The organism is Staphylococcus agnetis, assembly GCF_002901865.1.
Taxonomy (GTDB): domain Bacteria; phylum Bacillota; class Bacilli; order Staphylococcales; family Staphylococcaceae; genus Staphylococcus; species Staphylococcus agnetis.
Window position 1 is genome coordinate 1,818 of record NZ_PPQF01000141.1, and the last position, 4,080, is coordinate 5,897.

Here is a 4,080-nt window from a genome sequence, read left to right on the forward strand (position 1 = left end):
TTATGCACTTAAAAATAAAAAAACAACACGTTACTACTTTGAATGATAAAAGGTTATCCGAAATTATATATCGCGATATAATAGGTTGTGTAAATCTGAAGTGAATGGTACAGTTTATCTTAATGATAGTTTGGTTGGTACCTTGTCACATTTATGAGGATGCATATTGCATAATATTAAGGTTTTAGATTAATGGATAGTGTAAAGAGGGATAAGTATGCAAAAGAATAATAATGTTTTGTCAATCATAAATATTGTTACGTAACTCATAGCTACTGCAGTGATTGTTATTCAATTTATTCAAAAAAAGAAGCGCGGAAATCGTACATAATTTGAGAACAATGCATTTTCAAAGTCTCGATGTAGAACTGAAAATACAGAACAATGAGGTTTATTTGTGATTTGTTACTTTTAGGATTGGGATATAAATCATTAAACGTATGATTGCCCCTTTTTCTAAGCGCCAGACCTCAATATGGATTTTCGGTTTGATGCCTCAGAAATTTTGCCCAAGGGATGAATCACAATTCATACCATGGTCCATCACTAAGGTTAAATTTATCTATTGAGATAGATAATAGCCAATAAAGTTCATGTATAAATGAATTTTTTGGCTTTTTTAATTTACAGAGGTACTATGTCCCAGCCCTTGTTAGAGCGCTTTTTTGTGAGACAATCACGTAGCAATATGAACGTTTCATCTAATATTTATGTATTATGTCTATAGAGGCACGACAGGTAAAGTGACGTTAATTTATGAAAAACTACTGTGGGAAAAATTAGAAGTTGTGTAATAAATTAAGGCTAGCTTGTTTTAGTATGTTAAAATATGATGAGAACGGGGTCTAAACCCATCTAATTAAAAGAAGGTGTTGTACTGTCAATAAAGCTAGTGGGTATAAAGTTGGCTAAAAAAGTATTTTGATGTTACGTTGTTGTTTTATTCTCCTTGCTTTTATGACATGTTTAAAGGAATTTATACGTTAACTTTGACATGTGTAATAATATGATTTTTAAGGAGGCTTTATTTTGAAAATCTTTTTGAGTTTTTTATATTTTTTTGTATCTTTTTTTGTAATGTATTCTTTACTTAACTATGTATTTTCAAAAGAATTTAATGTCTTTCTAAATCTGATTGCTACGCTGATATTCGCATTATTTATGACGTTATACGTATTTGTACTCAAAAGGAAGAGACATAAAAAGTAATCGACGCATTAGTTTAAAGAAGATGTATTGATATTAAGTAGAATCGTGTACAAACGTTAATGTTGAATGTTGGCATAGCGCGAGATATATCGTCGGTCATTCGACAAGTTAGGGGTTTATAAGGTTCATTGACGTGTTATCAATGGAGCCACTTTGATTTTCGACATAAGGTGATGTCTATAAATTTAAAACTTTGACTAGATAGGTTAATACATTTTGTGGTACAGAAGGAATTGAGATTTTAAATTCAACTTAATAGCATATTACTCTTAGTTACAGTTAATGTTTAAATTAACTTTTTGGAATGAACTTTTTTTTATGATATTTAAGGTAACTGTTTCAGCGATTGCCTTTTTCATAAAAGCGTTGAGTGCTGTTTAAATCACAATATAGCGCATAACGACAAACACTCAAATAAATCAAAATGCCGTTATATCAACGTTTATAGTGACGTGATATAACGGCATTTTAACAATATAAGTATTTTAGCGTCCTGGGAGGGATACTTAAAACTCTATAACGACGGGTTTTATGGGCTTTTGGGTCCCTATTGGGTCCCTAAAACTTACATTGCGCTAATTATCTTTGTTGCTTTTTCGTTTTCCTCTTTATATGTTTCTTCAAGTAAATGGGAATAAACTTCAGTAGTAACAGATATATTTTTGTGACCTAATCTTTTGGAAATGTAATATATAGAAATGCCTTTTGCTAATAAATATGAACAATGTGTATGGCGTAGCGCGTGTGAAGTGATTTCTTTGATACCTAGATTGTTGCAATAAGCTTTCAAACGTTTGTTGACTGCGTTGTTTGTAAGTTCACCGAAAATCGAGCCATCCATTGTTCTAGGTATTCGATCAATAGATTTGATAATATGATTCATATCTTTTTGGCTAATAGATACATAACGTGGTGACGTATCAGTTTTATGTTCATCAATGTATATTTCACTTTTAACCTGATTAATATATTCACGCTTTAAATTCAAAGCGCCACTAATCCGGCACCCTGTACATATCATAATAAACAGCACTAGTGATGAAGCGTTATCTTTAGTCATTAAATGTTGTTTTAATATTTCATAATCTTTTAGGTTGATAAACTTACTATCTTCACTTTTATTAGGGTTACTAGCACGATAACTCACTTTGAAAGTAGGGTTCTTTGCTATAAGTCCTTCATAAACAGCATCGTCTAAAGATGTCCTAATATAGCCGTTTAGTTTTCTGATAGATTCTTTAGAATGCGTTTTTGAAAATTCATTAATAAAATCTTGGTAGTGATACCTAGATAGGTCTTTTAATTTTTTCTTTCCGATAGGGTGGTTATTGATATGTTCTATAGCAGAAATGTAAGATTTATAAGTTTTATGAGTCACAGTTGACTTCTTAAACGTTTCGCACCATGTTTTGAAATAGTCGTAAAGTGTTAAATTAGGCTCGTATTCAATGCCTTGCCTCAACTCATTTAACTTATCTAATCCCGCTGAATTAGCCTCACGTTTAGTCCTGAAACCTTTCTTACGATATCTTTTACTCTCGTATTTAAACTCATATTGCCACTTTTTTCCGTCATAACATCTTGTTTGCATGCTATCCCTCCTTAAAAAAAAGTAAAAAATAATAAGGGTACGTGGAAGTACCCTTAGATAAAGTGAAGTATGATTGGTACTACAACGCCTATAACAGTGGTAATAGCACCGATAACGGATATAGTGACCGTGGTTTGATGTTTCATATCGTCTTTTAGTTCGCGTCTATTTTCATCTACTTTATCTATAAGTCTGTCAAATTTGCTATCTAAATGTGTTTTGAAGTTTTCGAATTCGTCTCTTTTAATGAAGTCATTCATATTTCCACCTCCGGAATCATTTGTTCTTGATTCCATTATATCACGTGCATTAGGAATAGCTTTATCAAATTTGTTTGCAAGATCTTTATACTCAATTAATTCTCCCATCTTAATCCTCCACTTTTGGGATCATTGGTATTTTAACGCATAGAAGTTCATTATGTTGTGACCAAGTCATCCAGTGAGATAAAGTATTTTCATCTAAAGCATTAACATCCAACTGACCTTGAAATGCCATAATTTTAACAAGTGGATAATTTAAGTACATGTCATATTGTCGTTCAGCTAAATCTAAATAAGTTTTTGCAAGGGTTAATCTATATGTCTTGTAAGAGTTTTTCATGTCCTCTTTATCTAAATGAATCCCCCACAAATTATTAACTTTAAACCCAACTTGTCCTACTCTTTCATAGTATAAAATAATTAGTGATATGTTATTATCATTTGTTAATATTCTATTCAATCCGCTAATTGTAAATTCAAAACCAAGTTCTGACCCGTCTTTCAGCCTATTAAAATCTAGTAATGGATTATCTTCTTTATGGCCAGTTTGGCCAATATAAAATTTAAAGTGACTAAGACAAGGACTAATTTCTCCATCGCTATTCGTCGCTTTTATATGCTTTTCTTCCATCCCTCAACCTCCAACTTATTCTTCAATACCATTCTCTTTAGGATTCCCGGAAAGTAGATTAGAAAATTCTTCTTTCGTCATGTTTTTCAATTCTTCTTCTGTAATTGTTTCAGTAACGCGGGGGAAGCTATTAACTCTTTTTAAAATTTCTACTAAGTCCCAACCTGTTTCTTCAGTAATATCTTTTATATTCATTTTAATCAAACTCCCTTAAGATAATAAGTTAAATTAAGATAAGTAACAAAGGTAGTACAAGTAAAGCTAGTGTTAAAATCACAAATGATAAATCTTCTCCCATATGGTTATCAATACGTTTATACAACTTATACATCTCACTTGTAATATATAAATAATATTGATAAAATATAATTGGTTCTCCTAATTAG

At 31.2% G+C, this 4,080-nt stretch carries 4 protein-coding genes; all 4 read right to left on the reverse strand.

What is annotated here, in order from left to right:
- Positions 1-1,774 precede the first annotated feature (1,774 nt).
- The 4 genes from CD172_RS12375 to CD172_RS12390 are packed head-to-tail and all read right to left on the reverse strand — an operon-like array spanning position 1,775 to position 3,889.
- Positions 1,775-2,800: a tyrosine-type recombinase/integrase gene (locus tag CD172_RS12375; protein WP_103346508.1), complete on the reverse strand. Its 1,026-nt coding sequence runs from the start codon at positions 2,798-2,800 to the stop codon at positions 1,775-1,777.
- Positions 2,801-2,853: 53 nt separating this feature from the next.
- The gene (locus tag CD172_RS12380; protein WP_234022045.1) at positions 2,854-3,168 is read right to left on the reverse strand and encodes a hypothetical protein; all 315 of its coding nucleotides are present in this window, start codon (positions 3,166-3,168) and stop codon (positions 2,854-2,856) included.
- A 1-nt stretch (position 3,169) separates the two neighbouring features.
- A complete protein-coding gene (locus tag CD172_RS12385; protein WP_234022065.1) occupies positions 3,170-3,694 on the reverse strand; it encodes a hypothetical protein in 525 nt (174 codons plus the stop codon).
- Positions 3,695-3,709: 15 nt separating this feature from the next.
- Positions 3,710-3,889 (reverse strand): hypothetical protein, encoded by a 180-nt coding sequence (locus tag CD172_RS12390; protein ID WP_103346509.1) that lies wholly within the window; start codon positions 3,887-3,889, stop codon positions 3,710-3,712.
- Positions 3,890-4,080: the final 191 nt, after the last annotated feature.

Bases quoted from the DNA above. Each gene is read 5' to 3' on its own strand.
- CD172_RS12375 (WP_103346508.1), bottom strand. From the start codon at position 2,800: ATGCAAACAAGATGTTATGACGGAAAAAAGTGGCAATATGAGTTTAAA.
- CD172_RS12380 (WP_234022045.1), bottom strand. From the start codon at position 3,168: ATGGGAGAATTAATTGAGTATAAAGATCTTGCAAACAAATTTGATAAA.
- CD172_RS12385 (WP_234022065.1), bottom strand. From the start codon at position 3,694: ATGGAAGAAAAGCATATAAAAGCGACGAATAGCGATGGAGAAATTAGT.
- CD172_RS12390 (WP_103346509.1), bottom strand. From the start codon at position 3,889: ATGAATATAAAAGATATTACTGAAGAAACAGGTTGGGACTTAGTAGAA.